At 67.7% G+C, this 1546-nt stretch carries 1 protein-coding gene; it reads left to right on the forward strand.

Going from position 1 to position 1546, the window contains the following annotated elements; all coding sequences use genetic code 11:
* On the forward strand, nt 1-1546 hold a 1546-nt coding region (locus SALPAC3_RS28625), incomplete at both ends, for a S8 family serine peptidase (RefSeq protein WP_232430552.1).

Below are 1546 nucleotides of genomic sequence, written 5' to 3' on the forward strand. Positions count from 1 at the left end.
GCGCCACCCTCACCCACGACCTACCCGCCATCAACGGCCACGCCCTCACCACCGACAAAGAAGACACCCGCACCCTCTGGACCACCATCAGTGCCAGCTCCGGCGCGAACCGCGAAAGCACCGGCGCGAAGCTCTGGCTCGACGGCCAGGTACACGCCACCCTCGCCGACAGCGTCCCCCAGGTCGGCGCCCCCGAAGCCTGGAAAGCCGGCTACGACGGCGACGGCGTCACCGTCGCCGTCCTCGACACCGGCATCGACCCCACCCACCCCGACCTCACCGACCAAATCCAGGACAGCGTCAGCTTCGTCCCCAACGAAAACACCTCCGACCTGAGCGGGCACGGCACCCACGTCGCCTCCACCGTCGCCGGCACCGGCGCGGCCTCCAACGGCGACAACACCGGCGTCGCCCCCGGAGCTGACCTACTCATCGGCAAGGTCCTACACAACGACGGGTACGGCTACGACTCCTGGATCATCGCCGGCATGCAATGGGCCGCCGAATCCGGTGCCGACATCATCAACATGAGCCTCGGCGACCCGTCCCGCACCGACGGACTCGACCCGATGGCCCTCGCCGTGAACACCCTCTCCGCGCAGCACGACACCCTCTTCGTCATCTCCGCCGGCAACAGCGGAACGACCATCGGCACCCCCGGCAACGCCGAAAGCGCGCTGACCGTCGGCGCCGTGGACAAACAGGACCAACTCGCCGACTTCTCCAGCATCGGACCACTGGACTACAGCGGAGCGATCAAGCCCGACCTCACCGCCCCCGGCGTCGCCATCAACGCCGCCCGCTCCCAACAAAGCACCGGCGACGGCATGTACACCATCAAGACCGGTACCTCGATGGCGGCCCCACACGTGGCCGGAGCAGCCGCCATCCTCGCCCAACAGCACCCCGACTGGACCGGCCAGCAGCTCAAGGACGCCCTGATGAGCAGCGCCGAGGCGCTGAGCGACAGCTACACCGCGTTCCAGGTCGGCACCGGCCGACTCGACGTGGCAGCAGCCGTGGACACCGTACACGCCATCGGCTCCACGTTTATCGGCTACTTCGAATGGCCGCACCAGCCCACCGACACCCCCGTCACCGAACCGGTCACCTTCACCAACAGCGGCACCACCCCGGTCACCCTCAACCTGGCCACCACCGGCAACGACGCATTCACCCTCAACGACTCCACGGTGACCATCCCCGCGGGCGGCGAAATGGACGTCCCGGTAACCGCCGACCCGAGTGGAATCGCGATCGGCTCACACTCCGGCTACCTCGTCGGCTCCGACCCCACCACCGGCGACACCATCACCCGCACCGCCCTCGGCCTCCTCAAAGAAGACGAACGCTACGGCCTGACCATCAAACTCCGCGACCGCAACGGCGACCCCACCCAAGAATTCGTCAAACTGCGGGCGGCCGACAGTTGGTTCTCTCAGTTCGTCAGCGTCGATGGCGACCGGACGCTGCGCCTGCCACCGGGGACCTACACGCTGGAAACGACGGCAGAAATCCCGGGTGAACGAGCGGACTCCCTCGGCCT

Origin of the sequence: Salinispora pacifica DSM 45544, assembly GCF_000378845.1 — a bacterium.
In the GTDB taxonomy this organism is placed as follows: domain Bacteria; phylum Actinomycetota; class Actinomycetes; order Mycobacteriales; family Micromonosporaceae; genus Micromonospora; species Micromonospora pacifica.